This window comes from Halorubrum alkaliphilum (assembly GCF_017873815.1).
In the GTDB taxonomy this organism is placed as follows: Archaea; Halobacteriota; Halobacteria; order Halobacteriales; family Haloferacaceae; genus Halorubrum; species Halorubrum alkaliphilum.
Genome location: NZ_JAGGKQ010000004.1, coordinates 83,173 through 99,735 on the forward strand (window position 1 = coordinate 83,173; position 16,563 = coordinate 99,735).

The 16,563-nt window shown below is 66.8% G+C and carries 12 protein-coding genes; 6 read left to right on the forward strand and 6 right to left on the reverse strand.

What is annotated here, in order from left to right:
• From J2751_RS04000 to J2751_RS04025, 6 genes are all read left to right on the forward strand, one after another.
• Positions 1-978 (forward strand): DUF7857 domain-containing protein, encoded by a 978-nt coding sequence (locus J2751_RS04000; protein ID WP_245202606.1) that lies wholly within the window; start codon positions 1-3, stop codon positions 976-978.
• The gene (locus J2751_RS04005; RefSeq protein ID WP_209483386.1) at positions 975-1,625 is read left to right on the forward strand and encodes a nucleotide-binding protein; all 651 of its coding nucleotides are present in this window, start codon (positions 975-977) and stop codon (positions 1,623-1,625) included. Before J2751_RS04000 ends, J2751_RS04005 begins: the two co-directional genes overlap by 4 nt.
• A 101-nt stretch (positions 1,626-1,726) precedes the next feature.
• A complete protein-coding gene (locus J2751_RS04010; RefSeq protein WP_209483388.1) occupies positions 1,727-2,380 on the forward strand; it encodes a M48 family metalloprotease in 654 nt (217 codons plus the stop codon).
• A 318-nt stretch (positions 2,381-2,698) separates the two neighbouring features.
• Positions 2,699-4,237, forward strand: a complete 1,539-nt coding sequence (gene pheS, locus J2751_RS04015) for a phenylalanine--tRNA ligase subunit alpha (RefSeq protein WP_209483389.1) — start codon at positions 2,699-2,701, stop codon at positions 4,235-4,237.
• Complete coding sequence (gene pheT, locus J2751_RS04020; RefSeq protein ID WP_209483391.1) at positions 4,237-5,973, forward strand: phenylalanine--tRNA ligase subunit beta; 1,737 nt, start codon at positions 4,237-4,239, stop codon at positions 5,971-5,973. The genes pheS and pheT overlap by 1 nt, the downstream gene beginning before the upstream one ends.
• A 129-nt stretch (positions 5,974-6,102) precedes the next feature.
• Positions 6,103-6,522: a hypothetical protein gene (locus tag J2751_RS04025; protein WP_209483393.1), complete on the forward strand. Its 420-nt coding sequence runs from the start codon at positions 6,103-6,105 to the stop codon at positions 6,520-6,522.
• Between the two features lie 17 nt (positions 6,523-6,539).
• On the opposite strand, the gene J2751_RS04030 is transcribed toward J2751_RS04025, so the two are convergent.
• The 6 genes from J2751_RS04030 to J2751_RS04055 all read right to left on the reverse strand — a co-directional run bounded on the left by J2751_RS04030 (position 6,540) and on the right by J2751_RS04055 (position 16,386).
• The gene (locus J2751_RS04030) at positions 6,540-7,679 is read right to left on the reverse strand and encodes an aminopeptidase (RefSeq protein WP_209483395.1); all 1,140 of its coding nucleotides are present in this window, start codon (positions 7,677-7,679) and stop codon (positions 6,540-6,542) included.
• Positions 7,680-8,181: 502 nt separating this feature from the next.
• Positions 8,182-9,981: an oligoendopeptidase F gene (gene pepF, locus J2751_RS04035; RefSeq protein ID WP_209483397.1), complete on the reverse strand. Its 1,800-nt coding sequence runs from the start codon at positions 9,979-9,981 to the stop codon at positions 8,182-8,184.
• An 86-nt stretch (positions 9,982-10,067) separates the two neighbouring features.
• The gene (gene rimI, locus J2751_RS04040) at positions 10,068-10,541 is read right to left on the reverse strand and encodes a ribosomal protein S18-alanine N-acetyltransferase (protein WP_209483400.1); all 474 of its coding nucleotides are present in this window, start codon (positions 10,539-10,541) and stop codon (positions 10,068-10,070) included.
• Between the two features lie 60 nt (positions 10,542-10,601).
• A complete protein-coding gene (locus J2751_RS04045) occupies positions 10,602-12,092 on the reverse strand; it encodes a PAS domain-containing protein (protein ID WP_245202608.1) in 1,491 nt (496 codons plus the stop codon).
• A gap of 118 nt (positions 12,093-12,210) precedes the next feature.
• Entirely contained in the window at positions 12,211-14,706 is a 2,496-nt protein-coding gene (locus J2751_RS04050) for an efflux RND transporter permease subunit (RefSeq protein WP_209483404.1), read from the reverse strand.
• Positions 14,707-16,386 carry a COG1361 S-layer family protein gene (locus tag J2751_RS04055; RefSeq protein ID WP_245202610.1) on the reverse strand — a complete coding sequence of 560 codons (1,680 nt, stop codon included), beginning with the start codon at positions 16,384-16,386 and terminating at the stop codon, positions 14,707-14,709.
• Between the last annotated feature and the right edge of the window lie 177 nt (positions 16,387-16,563).

Here is a 16,563-nt window from a genome sequence, read left to right on the forward strand (position 1 = left end):
ATGAGCGTGGATCTCTCGTGGACCGTCGACGAGGTCGACGGCGTCCGTTTCGTTGCCTGTCGCGTCCACAATGAGGCTGACGTCGTCCGACGGGTCCGGATCGACAGCCTCCTTTCCGGGCCGGTTCTCCCCCCGCGCCGCTCCGGCGTTCCGGAGGCCGGTTGGGATCGCGACGGGGTGACGCTCCGTCTCGATGCGGACGAGCGGCGCGGCGTCGGCTTCGCCTCGCCCGCACCGGCCACCGATCCGCCGGTCGAGATCGCCGAGTTCGAGTCGCTTGCCGGAGAGGATGCGGAACCGGAGTCGGACACGACGGCCGAGGCGATTCGAACGTTGGGAGAGCATCGCCCGCCGGGCGAGGCCGTGGCGACCGACGCCTCCGCGTCCCTCGAATCGGCGGACTCGCTCGATTTTGGAACCGACGTTCCCTCTGAGCACGGTCGAGCGGCATTCGACGGCGGCGCGACTACGAACCCGACTCGATCGTCCATGCCGGATCGCCCGGCCGATCCCGTCTCGGGGGGCGCCGGGTCGGACGGCCCCGGGCCGGAGGACGCCGGGTCGGAGGACGCCGGTTCGACGCACCTCGATCCGGGTGCTCTCGATCCGAATGCCCTCGATCCGAATGCCCTCGATCCGACGAGTGCCTGCTCGACGAGTCCGGATCCGGCCGACTCCCCGGTTCGATCGTCACGCCCGGAGCACGATCGGACTGCCATCGGTCCGGATCGGATCGACGACTGGTTCGACGCGGTCGAGCGGCGGATCGAACGTGCGGAGCGTCTGACGGACGGCGATCTCGATTCGGCGACGGAGGCGGTCGCCGCGCTCGGCGGGACGAACGCCGTCGCCGATCTCGACCGGCGGGTGTCGGACGACGCCGTCCGCCTTCGACGGGTGAGCGATCGAGCAGCGGCGCTGGCTCGACGCGCCGAGGAGACCGACGCGCCCGTGGAGGCGCTGGAGCGGTTGGCGTGATCCTCGCCGTCACCGGCGGCAAGGGCGGGGTCGGAAAGACGACGCTCGCGTACAACGTCGCGGCCGTCCTCGACGCGGTTGTCGTCGACGCCGATCTGGGGATGGCGGACCTCCCTGCCGGTCGGGGGCCGGACCTTCACGACGTGCTCGCCGGCCGTGCGGCCGTCGCGGAGACGGTGTGTCCCGGGCCGGTGGACATCGTCCCCTGTGGCCGAACCCTCGCCGGTGCTCGGGCGTCCGACCTCACACACCTTGCCGACGCGGTCGAGACGCTCGAACGCGAGCACGGATCGATCGTGATCGACTGTCCGGCCGGTCGACGGGCGGACGCCGGGGTTCCGCTCGCGGTCGCGGACGCCTGTCTGATCGTCGTCTCCTCGCGGGCGTTCGCGCTGGCCGACGCGATCAAGTGTCGGGCGCTGGCCCGGGAGTTGGACGCCGGACTAGTCGGCTGTGCGGTCAACCGCGTGACCGGGGGCGCGCCGACGGACGCGATCGCCGACGCCCTCGGCGCGCCGGCGGCGGTCGTCCCGGCGGACCCCCGCGTCGGCCGGTCGATCGTGGCGGAACGACCGGTGGTCGACGAGGCTCCTGACAGCGAGGCCGCCGAAACGATCCGAACGCTTGCGGGGCGAGTTCCGGACTGAAGGAATCACGCTCCCGACGGACCCGCGAGTCGGCACGGCAAACGGAACCGTCCGGATCGAAACCGCGTGGTTTTACCCGCCACACGACCGATGCCCGGTCGATGCTCACGGTCGCCTTCCTCGTCGGGGTCGTCGTCGTCGCGTTCCTCGCGGTCGAGGTCGGCCCCCTCGTCGTCAACGACCGCTTCCGCGACCTCCGGGAGCCGACCGACCCCGAGCGGGCCGCGCTCGACGCGCTCCGCGAGACGGCCGGGCTCGACGTCGACCGGGTGGCGATCGTGGAGACGAGCGGCGACGAGTCCGTCGACGTCGCGGTCCGCGGACCGCCGCGCAGGCGCGTGCTCTTCGTCACCGACTACGTCCTCGACGAACTCGACGAGGACACGGCCGTCGGTCTTCTCGCAGCCGAAGCTGGACGGGTGGACACGTACTACGGTGAGTTCCGGGCGGTCTCGGTCGCGGCGGTCGTCGGCATCCTCGCGGCGATCGTGGCCACGGTAGTCCCGTTCGGCTCGGGGTTCACGGCGGTCATCGTCGTCGGCGTCGCCTCCTTCTGGGTCGGGCGGCGCGTCCAGTACGTCGCCGACGACCGGGCCGCGGACGCGGTCGGGGCCGCACGCGTCGCCGACGCGTTCGAGGCCGTCGCCGCCCTTCGCGGGGTGGACCCGGAGACCGGCGACTGGTCGACGTGGTTCGAGGTACAACCCCCGCTCGGCGACCGCATCGCTGCGCTTCGAGAGCGCTCGGGGGAGTGAGGGGATCCGGCGGCTCGTCGGTCGAACCGCGTCGGCCGCGAACGCAACACATATCCTTCGTCACGAGCCACGTGAGCGTATGCCATCCGAACACGCGGCTGGCGGGATCACCCGCGGGACCGACGGCGACGCGTTCGGGGCCTTCTTCCGCTGAGTCGCGCGCGGCGGATCCGTCCCGTGGCGGGACGGTGAAACCGGGCGACTCGGCGGGCGGCCGCATCGGTTCGAGGAGTCGAGACCGACTTCGGCCGCCGCGTACCGCGCCGGCGACGTGCCGGAACCGTTACCACGCAGCCACACACGTATCCATACAACCGAATGCGACTCCCGGAACGACAGCTCGCGGTCCTCGAAGCCGCGAGCGCGACGGACGAACGGACGATCGACCAGATCGCGGCCGAGACGGGACTCAAACCCGAGACGGTCACCGGCGCGGCGTTCGACCTCCGCGACGAGGACCTGCTCGACGTGACGGAGACGAGCGTCGAGGCCGCCGAGATAACCGACGAGGGGAGCGCCTACGTCGCCGACGGACTCCCGGAGACGCGGCTCCACCGGGCGGCCGCGGACGCGGGCGCGGCCGACGATCCCGTTTCGATGGGTGAAGTCATCGGCCGGGCCGATCTCGCGGGCCCCGAAGTCGACATCGCGCTCGCAAACTTCCCGCGGAAAGGGTTCGGAACGGTCGACTCCGGCGAGTTGACCATCGACGCGTCGGTCGACCCCGACGACGACCCCGAAGCGACCGCCCTCGCGGCGATTCAGAACGCGAGTGACGCAGACGACGCAGGCGACGGGGACGTCCTGACCGACGTCGACGACGAGGTTCTCGACCGGCTCGCCTCTCGTGGGCTCGTCGAACTCGCGGAGCGAACCACCCGCTCGGTCACGCTCACTGACGCGGGCGTCACCGCGCTGATGGAGGGCGTCGAGGTCGCGGAGACGGTCGCACAGGTCACGCCCGAACTGCTCGCGAGCGGCGAGTGGCGTGACGTCGAGTTCACCGAGTACGACGTCGAGGCCGACGCGCCCGACGTCGGCGGCGGACGGAAACACGTGCTCCGCCGGACGGCGGATCGGGTGAAGGACGTGCTCGTCGGCATGGGATTTCAGGAAATGGAAGGGCCACACGCTGACAGCGACTTCTGGATCAACGACTGTCTGTTCATGCCGCAGGACCATCCGGCTCGAACCCACTGGGACCGATTCGCGCTCGACGTCCCTCCGATGGATGATATCCCAAAGACGCTCATCGATCGCGTCGAGTCGGCCCACCGGGAGGGGTACGGGGATGACGGCGACGGCTACCACTCCCCGTGGTCCGAGGCGTTCGCCCGTGAAGTTGCGCTCCGCGGCCACACCACCTCGCTGTCGATGCGGTACCTCTCCGGGTACGCCGGCGCGGAGCTGGAGCCGCCACAGCGCTACTTCTCCGTCGAGAAGGTGTATCGAAACGACACCCTCGACCCGACGCACCTCCTCGAGTTCTTCCAGATCGAGGGATGGGTGATGGCCGAGGACCTCTCCGTCCGTGACCTGATGGGCACCTTCGAGGAGTTCTACCGACAGTTCGGCATCACCGACGTCCGCTTCAAGCCGCACTACAACCCCTACACCGAACCCTCCTTCGAGCTGTTCGGGAAACACCCCGAGACCGGCGAGGAGATCGAGATCGGCAACTCCGGCATCTTCCGCGAGGAGGTCACCGGCCCGCTCGGCGTCGACTGCGACGTGATGGCGTGGGGACTCGCCTTAGAGCGGCTGGCGATGTTGACGACCGGCGCGGAGGATATCCGTGATCTCCACGGAACCCTAGCCGACATCGAGTTCCTGCGGAACGCGGAGGTGAGCTACTGATGCCCGTCGTCGATGTCGACCCCGACGAGCTGCGACAGCTCACCGGGCACACGGACAAAGACGACAAGACGTTCAAGCAGGACCTGTTCGGACTCGGCTTAGAGTTCGAGGGAGAGACCGACGACGGCGACCTCCAGTTCGAGTTCGCGCCCGACCGGCTCGACCGCCTCAGCGTCGAGGGCGTTGCGCGGTCGCTCCGATACCACTACGGCGACGACCGCGGCGTGTACGTTCCCGACACGAACGACCCCGAGTGGACGATAGAGGTAGACGAGTCGGTGCCCGACGAGCGCCCGTACGTCACGGGCGCGGTGATCCGCGGCGTCGATCTGGATGAGGCGGCGCTCGAATCGCTGATCCAGCTACAGGAGAAGCTCCACGCGACGATGGGGCGCGGTCGCGCGAAAGGTGCGATCGGGATCCACGACCTCGCGATGGTGAAGGGCGCGCCGCTGAAGGAGGGGGCGGAGCGATCGATCACGTATCGCGGTGTCGAGCCCGAGGGAGACACGTTCGTTCCGCTCGACGCGAACGACGAGTTGAGCCCGGCCGCGGTGCTGACGGACCACGGGACCGGCCGCGAATACGCGGATCTCGTCGAGGCGTACGACCGCTATCCGGCGATCTACGACGAGCTCGGCCTGTTCTCGTTCCCACCGGTGATCAACGGACGGCGGACGGAGGTGACGACCGGCTCCCGAGAACTGCTCGTCGAGCTCACCGGCACCGACCAGTGGACGATCGACCGGATGTGTGCGATCGTCTGTTACGCGCTCTCGGCACGAGGCGCGACGATCGAGTCGGTCGAGGTCGAGTACGCTGACGGCGCGAGCGCCCCCGAACAGTACGGGTCGGAGCTGGTCCGCCCGAACCTCGATATCGACGAGAAGTCGGTGACTCACGACCGGATCGAGACGCTGCTCGGCGTCGAGTTCGAGCCGGAGGAGGTCGTCGACTGCTTCGAGCGCTCGGGGCTCGACGCGACGTACACCCTCGACGAGGAGGTGACCTACGAGGTCGAGATTCCGCCGTACCGCGTCGACGTGCTCCACCCACTAGATCTCGTCGACGACGTGGGACGCGCGTACGGCTTCGACAACCTCGCCCCGCGCTACCCCGATATCGGCACCGTCGGCGGGCGACACGAGCGCACGCGACTGGAGGACGCCGTCCGAACCAGTCTCGTCGGGCTCGGCTTCGAAGACCTGTTGAATTTCCACATGACGAGCGGGGTCGCAAACTACGACCGGATGAACGTCGAACCCGGAACCGATGTCCTCGGCGGCGGCGAGCCCGTGTCGATCACGGAGCCGTACAGCGAGGAGTACACCCAGTTGCGGACGTGGGCGCTCCCGTCGCTGCTGATGCTGTTAGAGGGTAACACCCACAACACGTATCCGCAGGATGTCTCGGAGATCGGGTTCGTCGCCGAGCGCGACGAGACCGAGAACACGAACGTCGCGGAGTCCCGGCACGTCGCCGGCGCGGTCGCCCGACGTGACGCCTCCTATGAGGCGGCGAAGGGCCGTCTTCAGTCGGTGTGTGACGACTTCCGTGCCGACCTCTCGACACCACCCACAGACCACCCGTCGTTCATCGATGGACGGGTCGCCGAGGTCGTGATCGACGGCGACTCAGTCGGCGTCGTCGGCGAGGTCCACCCCGCGGTGCTCGTCGAACACGATCTGGAGGTGCCGGTGGCCGCCTTCGAGTTCGACCTCGACGCGCTGCGGTAGTCGCGGGTCGCCAGCGATCGCTTATATTTATCCGACGGTCGTCATGCCGTCGCTCGTTATCTTATAAGTCCCGTCCAACTCTCACGCCTCGGAGTCGAATTTTTATTGATCGCGCCGTGACGTACCCGTATGTCCCTCCATGACGCTCCGGTGTCCCTTCTCCGACGCCGCGCCCCCGGCGAGAGCGATCTGTCCGGGTTCGAACGAACGATGTACGCGGTCGTCTGCGTCACGTCCGGGTTGTTCGCGTTCTTGATCGGGGCGGCCGCGCTGTTGACGGGGCCGGTGGCGGTGGACGCGGCCGTCCAGCCGGGCGTCGTCACGGCAGCCGTGTACGGCGGGTTCGGATCGCTCGCGGTCATCAGCGGTGTCGCCTTATACCGGCAACGAGTCCTCGGGTGGGTCGGTGGGGTCGTCGCGCTCGCCATCATCGCCGGCTGGGGGCTCGTGCTCGCCGTGGGGGGTGCCGTCCACGGAGTCCTGACGACGATCGCTCTCGCTCCGGTCGTGTGGCGGCTCGTCGCCGACCGACCGCGACGGCATTTATAAACAGTGCCGACGATCCGTCACGCCTTGAAGCCGTCTTCCCACCGGAACGTGCCGTTTCGCTGGACGACCTCGCCGTCGACGGCCATGAACGAGTCCTCGCTCACGTCGCTTATCATGTCGACGTGGACGGCGCTGTCGTTCCCGGACTCGCCCTCGGGGAGGCAGGCGTCGTAGGCGCGGCCGACGGCCATGTGGACGGTGTCGCCCATCTTCTCGTCGAAGAGGATCGAGTCGGTGAAGCGATCGATGCCACGGTTCATGCCGATTCCGAGTTCACCGAGTCGACGTGCGCCCGCGTCAGTGTCGAGGATACCTGCGAGCGCGTCCTCACCTGTCTCCGCCGAGAAGTCGACGACTTCACCGTCCTCGAAGGTGAGGTGGACGTTTCGCACTCGGGTCGCGTCGATCGTCATCGGCACGTCAAAAAACGCCTCGCCTGTGGTGTCGTACGGCGCGGTGAACACCTCCCCCGAGGGGAGGTTATGCGAGTCGTACGCGACGGAGGCGGCCGAGTTGACGGCGGTTCGACCCGCGATCGACATCGTGATATCGGTGTCGGGCGCGTCGTCGCGCTCGGTGACGATCCGAACCTCCTCGCCGGCGTCGAGCACGTCTTTCATGTTCGCCATCTCGTCGGCCAGCGCCTCCCAGTCGCGGAGGACGGCGTCGTACACGAACTCCTGATACTCCTCGTAGGCCATCCCGGCCTGTTGTGCGAGGCTGCGCGTGGGATGGACCGTCGACACCCAATCGGTGTCCATCCGAGCCTCGCGGACCCCCTTCCGGGCCGTGGCGTAGGCTTGGCGGGTCTCGCGGTTCACGTCAGCGGAGGCGGTGGTGTTACGCCCGCCGCCGATCCGGAGATAGGCGTCGGCGGCCTCGAAGAGCGCGCGATCGACGGCGGGGTCGTCGTCGAAGTCGGCGGCCTCGACATCGCCGTCGGCGGCCGACTCGACGCCTTTTAAATAGGCGCGGCCGATCTCGTCGGACCCGTACAGCGTCGTGACGTTTGCGCCCCGCTCACCGAGCGCCTCAGCGACGGCGACGCCAAGCTCGTGGGCGTCTTCTGCGACCGAGACGACCACGTCGTCGCCCGCCTCGACTCGTGCGCTCCAATCGACCAGCAGTTCGGCGTGTTCGCGTACGCGTTCGTCCATCACACGGTGTGTCGTAGAGGAGCGATAAATCGGTGCCGGGTCGGTGATCGTTGCGCCGACCCAGTTGTAGTCTATTTATAAGAGGGTGGTAGCCGGTTGGCTGGGAACACCTCCAAAGCCCCAGCCGCTTGCTTATAAGTCGTTCTTGGCATATCGACGGCGAACACCTCCAAATCCCCAGCCGCTTGCTTATAAGTCGTTCTTGGCATATCGACGGCGAACACCTCCAAAGCCCCAGCCGCGAGGCCGGCGCACGCTCGCTGCGCTCCTCAGTCGCTCACTCCGTTCGCTCCTTCCGGTGCTTGCGTCGCCTGCGCCGGCCTCGCGGCTGCCCCTTTGAGTCCCACCCCGCACAGCACCTCACGCCTCCCCAGCCTCGCCGCTCGCGCTTGAAAGCGCTCGCGGCGTCCCTCGCGCGGTCGCTCGCGGGCCGAAGGCCCGCTCACGGCACACGCCACCGCAGTTCGACTGATAAACAAACGTCTGTAGGTCTTTGGACGGTCTATTCCAGATCGAGCAGCGCCGCGACCTCGTCGAGGTACTCCCGGTAGATTCCCGCGGCCGATTCGATCGGGTCGGGCGAGGACATGTCGATCCCGGCGCGCTCGACGACACCGAGGGGGTAGTCGGAGCCGCCGGCTTTCAGCATCTCGCGGTAGTCCGCGGCGGCGGGCTCGCCCTCTTCGAGGACGCGCTCGACGATGGCGGCGGCCGCGGAGATCCCGGTCGCGTACTGATAGACGTAGAAGTCGTAGTAGAAGTGCGGGATGCGCTGCCACTCGCGCTCGATACCCCCGGTGAGTTCGGCGGGCTCGTAGAAGTCGCCCTTGAGATCGGCGTACATCTCGTCGAACGCATCGGGGGTGAGCGCCTCGCCGTCCTCGACGCGCTCGTGGATCCGCTGTTCGAAGGTTGCGAACATCGTCTGTCGGAACAGCGTCGAGCGGAACCGTTCGAGGTACTCGTCGAGGACATGGGTCCGAAGTTCCTCGTCCTCGACGTTCTCCAGCAGGTAGTGGGTGAGGAGAGTCTCGTTGACCGTCGAGGCGATCTCCGCGACGAAGATCTCGTAGCTCGCGTCGTGCCACGGCTGTGCGTCGCCGGCCAGCTCCGAGTGCATGGAGTGCCCGAGCTCGTGTGCCAGCGTGTACATCGAGGAGACGTCGTCCTGGTAGTTCATCATGATGAACGGCTGTGTGTCGTACGTGCCGGAGGAAAACGCGCCCGAGCGTTTCCCGCGGTTCTCGTAGACGTCCACCCAGCGGCTTTCGAGTCCCTCAGCCATCCGCTCCTGATACGCCTCACCGAGCGGCGCGACCGCCTCGATAACCCACTCGGCGGCCTGATCGTACTCCACGTCGGGCCCCTGATCGCCCGTCAGCGACATGTACAGGTCGTGACTCTCCAACTGGTCGACACCGAGCGCTGCCTCCTTCAGCTCCGCGTGACGGTGGAGCGCGTCGAGGTTGTCGTCGACGGTGTCAACGAGGGTGTCGTACACCTCGACCGGGACGTTCGAGCCGTCAAGGGCGGCCGCGCGGGCGGAGTCGTAGTTCCGGATCTCGGCGCTCGTCACGTGTTCGCGGACAGCCTTTTCGAGGCTCGTTCCGACGGTGTTGCGTACGTCAGCCCACTCGTCGTAGAACGTCTCATGGACCCGACGACGGAACTCGCGGTCGGGGTTCGTCTGGAGCTTCGTGAAATTCGCCTGCGTGATCTCGACCTCCTCGCCGTCGGGATCCTCGACGACGCCGTAGGTCATGTCGGCGTTCGTCAGCATCGAGTAGATCTCACTCGGTGCGTCGGTGACCTCCGACAGCTCCGCGAGCACCTCCTCGACCTCGGTCGACCGGGTGTGGGGTTTCATCCGCAACACGTCGTCGAAGTAGTGTTCGTAGGTCGCGAGTTCGGGCTCGGTCTCGATGAACGCCTCGACGTCGTCCTCGCTCAGCGACTGTAGCTCGGGCTCGAAGTAGGAGGTCGCGCTCGACGCCTCGGAGCGGAGCGACGACGCCTTCGCCGCCATCGCTTGGTACTCCTGGTTTCGGGTGTCCTCCGCGCTCCGGAGCTGCGGATACGTCGCGACACGGGCGAGCTCGCGGAAGACCTCCTCGCGCAGCTCCAACAGTTCCAGAAGGGTCTCCGCGCTCTCCGTGACGCGACCCTCGTACGCCCGTAGCTCGTCGATCCGGTCCCCGATATCCTCGTAGGTCGCCGCCCACGCGTCATCGTCCTCGAAGATGCTCTCGAGGTCCCACTTGTACGACTCGTCGATCTCGGATCGTTCGGGAACCGAACTCATACACGCCCGTTCATGCCCGGGGAACTAAGCCTTGTCAAAACCGGAAGGGGAAGCCGGGTCCGAGCGTCATCGTGCCCGTCTCAGCCCTACTCTCCGTTCGCCCACACCGCGAGGTCGACGGCGAGCACGAGCGCGTCCTCGCCGTCGCGGTAGTAGTTCGCCGCCCGCCGGATCGGTTCGAACCCCTCCTCCGCGTACAGCGAGCGCGCGACCTCGTTGCTCTCGCGGACCTCCAGTCTGACGACCGCCGCTCCGGCCGCGCGGAGTCGGGCGAGCCCGGAACGGAGGAGCGCCCGTCCGATACCTCGCTCCCGGGAGTCGGGCCGGACCGCGAGGTCCTTTACGTGGCCGATGTCGCGCCCCGCGTTCGGCGTCACGTCGCCGACGACGAAGCCGACGACGGTTCCCTCCCGCTCGGCGACGAGGAACCCCGGCTCGTCGAGCAGGCGCTCGAAGACATCGTACGCCCACGGGTCCGAGAAGCACGCCCGTTCGATCCGGACTACGGCAAGGAGGTCGGCCCGTTCGACCGGACGGATCGTCGTCTCGACGGGTGTCACGCCGGCAGTTGGACGGCCAGGGAAATAAGCGCGGCGGGGTGACCTGCCGTCCACCTCCGATCACCGATCGATCCACGTCCGCCTCCGGTCGCCGCCTGCGACGTCGTTATCGGCGGCGGCGTTGTCGGCGGTGTCGGAGACGCTCCCCTCCGCATCGTTAGTGCTGACACGGCCCGCGCGTTTGGGGGTCGGTGCTCGGATCTCGAAGCAGGCACCGTCGGGAGCGGGGCGGTCGATGTCGGCTCCCGCCACCCGATCGAAGTCGGTGAGCGCGACGCTCCAGTCGTGTGCCTCGACTATCCCACGCACGATGTCGAGGCCGTAGCCCGTCCCGTCCTCGCGGGTCGTGAATCCCGATTCGAACACGTCCGACTCGTGGTCGGGATCGATCCCGGGGCCGTCGTCGGCGACGACGAACCCGCGATCGGTGGCGGTGACGACGACTCGGAGGTCCCGGGGTCCGCCGTGTTCGACGCAGTTGCGGAACAGGTTCTCAAGCGCCTGTCTGAGGCGACTCCGGTCCCCGCGTATCCTCGCGCCTCTCCCCACGACGAGGTCGGCGTCGGCCGTCCCGACGGTGTCCCACGCCTCGCGAGCGACCCGTTCGAGCGGGAACTCCGACGGGTCGTCGATCCCCTCTCCCTGTCGAGCCAGCGTCAGCAGCTCGGTCGTCAGCCGCTCGATCCGGTCGACGGCGCGCTCGCCGCGCTCCAGCGGATCGGTCTCTCCTCTGTGTCGTGCCATCTCGATCGACGCCCGGACCACCGATAGCGGGTTCCGAAGGTCGTGTGAGACGATGCTAGTGAACCGGTCGAGTCGGTCGTTCCGGTCCGCGAGCCGTCGCTCTCGGTGTTTCCGCTCGGTGACGTCCCGCGAGTTGATAACGAGCCGGCCGACTGCGGCGTCGTCGGGCAACGACCGGGTCCGTGACTCCAGCCAGACCCAGTCGTCGTCGGCGGTCCGGTATCGGTACTCCAGCGTCGATGCGGCGTCGGGATCGGAGAGCGCTCCGTAGAACTCCTCGGTGACCCGATCACGGTCGTCGGGGTGGACGTACCCGAGGGGGGACCGTCCGACGAGCGAACCCTGTTCGTAGCCGAGCACTTCCTCGACCGACGGGCTCTCGTAGCGAACGCGTCCGTCGTCGTCGACGACGGTGACGATGTCCGTTCCGTATTCGAGGAACGCCCGGTATCGCTCGGGAAACGTCCCGTCGACGCGTCGGCTGGTGACGACGCGCCCGCCGAACTCCGGAGCGACCTCGTCGTCGACGACCGACTCGACCCGAACGTATCCCCCGCTCGCGTGTCGAACCCGGTGGACTACGCGCCTGTCGACCGCGACCGCCGAGAGCGCGTCCGAGACCGCTTTGCGCCCGCTCGGATGGACGTGTTCGAGGAAGTCGTCTCCGACCAGCGTCTCGCGCTCGACGCCGAGAACCGAGGGAACGGACGGCCCCGCGAACAGTACTTCTCCGTCGACGGCGACGGCTACGAGGAATCGGTCGGCGTTCGGCGTGGAGGCGGTCTCCGTAGCGTGGGGTTGATCCATCGGGTGGAGGGTCATCTCGCTTGCGCACGGCTATGACCGGTGGTGTATAAAACCACACCCGCAAATTATCGGATCCGAAATACAGGGACGGAACGAACGCGCGGGAGATCGGTCGGGCTCAGTCGTCACCTGCCGCGGCGAGCCCGTCGTCGGACCGGTTCGGACGGGGTCCCGAGGTCGTGAACCTGTCCCAGAGGAACAGTGCCGGCGGGAGCGCGACGATCGCCGCCACGAACGAGTAGACGACGCTCATCGCCATCAGGAACCCGAAGTCGCCGAGCACGGGCGTCACTGCGAGCGCGAGCGAGCCCGTTCCGAGCGCGGTCGTGAGCATACTCCCCGTGAGCGCACCGCCGGTCCCGGACAGCGTCGTGCGCAGCGACGTGTACGTGTCCCCGCTGGCGTTGTACTCGTCGATGAACCGGGCGGTGATGTGGACCGAGTACGCGATCCCGATCCCGATGGCGATCGAGAGGATGGTCCCGGTCAACGCGTTCAGCGGCATGCCGAGGTACCGCATCGTCCCGATCAGCCACGCGACCGCGATGGCGATCGGGAACACGTTGACGATGCCGAGCATCGGTTTCCCCTCCAACACTCCGTACGAGACGACGAGGAACACGGTCGTCAGGATCAACGCGAGTATCAGCCCCTGGATCGCGGACTCGAAGATGATCTGCGTGATCGCGTCGAAGATGACGAGCTGCCCCGTCGCCGTCGCGGTGTACCGGAAGTCGGCCGCGTGTTCGGCACCGTCCTCGGACACCTCCGCCTGCGACGCGCCGGCCTCGACGGTATACTCGACCTGCGCACCCCGTCTGTCGTCGGTCAGGAACTGCTCGGCCTGCGGACCCGCAGAGGAGGCGAACAGCTCGTCGTAGATCCGGTCGAGGTTCCGGTCTGGAATCCCGTTACCGCTCCGGTCGTTACGGGCGACCAACGCGGCGAACTCCTCGTCGTTCTCGGCGTGTGACTGGATCACCGTGACGATGCTCTGCGCGTCGGCCTGACCACCGGGACCGATCGCAAGGGTCCCTGGCGGGTCGTCGTCGGGGCTCGTAAGCGCCTCCAACGCGTGGTCCTCCTCAAAGGACCCCTCGACGAATATCGTGATCGACTCGTCTTGGTTCGCGTCGAACCGCTCGTCAAGCAGGTTGATCGTTCCCGTGACCGTGTACTCGTCCGGCGCGAACGGCTCGGGAATGTGTTCGACGTACCAGGCCTCCTCCTCGGGCGGGAGGAAGTCCTCCTGCTCGAAGGAGGTGTCGACGCCCATCCCGTAGGCACCCATGCCCCCGCCGACGAGGAGCAGGACGACGACCAACAGCGCAGGAGCCTTTCGTCCGACCGTCACGGACACGGACAACAGTCGTCCGAGCGTCGAGTCCTCGGACGCGATCGGCGTCGAGTTGAACTCCGGCACGCCGTATCGCTCGCGGATCCGGTCGACCTCGAGTTTCGTCGCCGGAAGGAACAGCCCGAACGTGAGGAACGTGAACACGATCCCGATCGCCGAGACGATGCCGAGGTTCCGGATCGGACCGAGATCCGAGACGATGTTCGCCCCGAACCCGAACACCGCGGTGACGGTAACGATGACGAACGCGATCACCAGCTGGTTGGCAGCGATCCGCATCGCCGGTATCGGCTCGATCCCCTTCACCGTCTCCTCGCGATAGCGGTTGATGTTGTGGATCCCGAAGTCGACCCCGACCGCCAACAACAACACCGGAACGGAGATCATCTGTTGGTCGAACGGGATACCCGAGAGTCCGAGGAACCCGAACGTCCAGACGATCGTCATTAGCAACGAGAGCAGTCCGAGCGCGAGGTCGATCGGGTCACGGTACGCGACGACCAGGAAGCCGAGCAACATCACGACCAGCACCGGCATGACGATCGCCAGCGAGTCGCCGATGATGTTCGCGAACTCCGAATTGATGACACCGGGACCGAACGCACGGATGTCGGCGGGCTCGTCGTCGGCGAGCTCGCCGATCGTCGTCTGGACGTCCTGTAAGTCGTCGTCGGAGAACCCCCGCGGAACGTCGTGGGAAACCACGGTTATCGAGGTCGACGCCGACGCGTGGTTCTCGTTGAAGTCGTCGGAGACGATCGCCGTGAACTGCGGGTTCTCCGAGAGCTGCCGAACCACCTGTCTGATCTCGGAACTGGTCGCCCGCTCCACGGCACGTCGCTGTTCGGCGGGCGTCGTCGCAGTCGGATCCAGCGACTGGGCGACAAGGGTCGCCGGACCGTTCGCGGAGTCCATCCGGAGGTCGTCCCGCGAGTCGATCCGCTCCAATAACCGAAGTGAGTTCAGTAGCTCCCCGCGTGTGAGAACGTCGTTGCCGTCGTGGATCAGCTGTGTCGTCTCCTCGTCGGCTTCGAACGGATCGTCGAACTCGTCGTTGATCGCGTCGAGCGCCTCCTGTTCGGGGAGATCGTCGGTGAACCCGCCGGTCGCGTCCGTCTCCGTCGTCACGGCCGTCAATCCGCCGGCGAACACGGCCGTCACGAGCAGGAACGCGACGATGACTCCTCGCGGACGAGAGACGATCACCTCGTTGACGCGGCGGGTGAAGTCCTCGACGCGTTCGCCGAGTCGACTCATCTACGTCTCCCGTGCGTACAGGTAGTATCCACCGCCCGCCGCAGCAACGAGAACCAGCGCGCCGATGACGAGGAGCCACGGGAACCCGCCTTCGGTAGGCGTCACCGTTATCGGAACCCGAGTCGTGTCCGACAGCTGGCTGCTACCCCGTTCGTCGTCGTACCGGAAGTCGAACGAGACCGGATACGTCTTCGCCGTCGCCCCGGACTCCGCTTCGAGTTCGAAGGTCATCGTCGTCGACTCGCCGGATTCGAGCGATTCCACGTACGCCTCGTCGTCATCGCTGTCGAGGGGATCGTTCGCGAACAGGCGCGCCTCGACGTCGTCGACCGTCTGATCGAGGTTGTTCGTCACTTCGATGTCGAACGCGATCGTCTCACCGGCGGTGATCTCGCGGTCCTGTACCTCGAGTCGGAACTGGTCCCGCTTCGGTTCGACGTCGAACAGCAGCTCTACATCCTCGTACGCTCGCCGTTCGAGGTCGGCGTTACGGTACTGGATCGCGATGTCGGCGGTTCTATCGACGGGATCCGCCTCGCCGCCGATCTCGATCGGCATTCGGAAGTCGCTGGACTCTCCGGGTCCGAGCGTCCCCACTGCGACGGAACTCTCGATCGGGATCACGTTCGGCGACTCGTCCGTGTACTGGACGACGACGTTTCGAGCCTCGTTCGGCCCTTCGTTGGTGACCGTTCCGCGTACGTCTCCGTCCTCGCCGACGTACAGGTCGGACTCGATGTCATCGACGGTAAAGCGCTGCTTCTCGAACGGCGTCACGCCCGTCCGGATCCCCTCGTCGATCCGCTGGATCCCGTCCGCGTTTCTGAACTGTACGTCCCCGCTTAGCGAGTACTGGCGGAGCGGTGCGTCCCCGGACAGCGACGCGTCGTACGTGACTGTCGCCGTCTCACCGGGCTCCAACTCGCCGATCCGAGCGCTGTCCCCCGCCTCCGGCGATTCACCGATGACGAGGCCCGTACTCGCGGAGTCGAGAACCACGTCGACGTCGCTCGCCGCCGCGGAACCGATGTTTTCGACCTCGGCGTCGACCGTTCCAGTGTCACCGATCTGTACGTCGGTCGTTGCGCCCGTGATGCTGAACCGGGCCTCGTCACGCACTTCCACCTCGACCGTCTCGGTCACGGTGCGCGAGCGATCGAACGTGACGCCACCGTCCTGTTGACGAGTGTGTGCGTATCTCAGTTCGACGTCGATGTCGTAGGTCCCCTCCTCGACGGTTTCGGGGACGTCGACGGCGATCGGTACCTCACGAGGTTCGTTCTCGCCGATCGTACCGATCGCACTCTGACCGGTCGTGACCGTCAGCGGGTCGTCCGCTTCGGCCTCCAACCGGACGTTGCGGGCGGTCGTCACGACCTCACGTACCTCCGCGGTGCCGAGGCTGAGAGAGCCGTCGTTGGAGACCTGAACCGTGACCTCGTTCGTGTTGCCCGGCGTCACGAACTTGTCCGGCGCGGTGACGTCCAAGTCCGGAGAGCCACGCACGAGCTGCTGTTGCGGCTGTGGCTGGGCGTCGCCCCCGGGAGAGGCCTGATCCGCGGCGGCAGTACCGATGGCGAGTGCCGGACTGCCATCCGCCGGTGCGAGTCCGGTGGCGGCAACACCGGTCGTGAGCAACGCAGCCGTGATGATCAGGGTTAGAAGCGTTTTCGTTCGCATCCGATCACCTCTCACCGGTGACGGACTGAACGGATGACACGAAGCGGAACGACTTCGATTCGAATGACGTTCGATTCACACTCGACATGAAGCTCATGAACGCATAATTCTTTTGTTCCTGTAATCGGTGGCGTTTTGTGTCTGCCATCTGTGGGAGTCGTATGGAGCTACGAGGAT